Origin of the sequence: Burkholderia sp. A2, assembly GCF_001729305.1 — a bacterium.
Classification (GTDB): Bacteria; Pseudomonadota; Gammaproteobacteria; order Burkholderiales; family Burkholderiaceae; genus Burkholderia; species Burkholderia sola.
The window spans coordinates 1-368 of record NZ_LZXX01000054.1; the positions used below are offsets into that span (position 1 = coordinate 1).

Annotated in this window: 1 protein-coding gene; it reads left to right on the plus strand. The window is 63.3% G+C overall.

The window, feature by feature from the left end:
* Positions 1–368: tryptophan 2,3-dioxygenase (locus A9Z05_RS37525; protein WP_256121841.1), on the plus strand; the 368-nt coding region annotated here is incomplete at both ends.

The following is a 368-nucleotide window of genomic DNA, read 5'->3' on the forward strand; positions in this document are numbered from 1 at the left end:
ACGGCGACTACCTGTCGCTGAATTCGATCCTCGACGCGCAGCATCCGCTGTCGCCCGATCACAACGAGATGCTGTTCATCATCCAGCATCAGACGAGCGAGCTGTGGATGAAGCTCGCGCTGTTCGAGCTGCGCGGTGCGCTCGATGCAGTGCGCACCGACGCGCTGCCGCCCGCGTTCAAGATGCTCGCGCGCGTGTCGCGCATCCTCGAGCAACTGGTGCAGGCGTGGAACGTGCTGTCGACGATGACGCCGTCCGAGTATTCGGCGATGCGGCCGTATCTCGGCCAGTCGTCGGGCTTCCAGTCGTACCAGTATCGGCAGCTCGAATTCCTGCTCGGCAACAAGAACGCGCAGATGCTGCAGCCG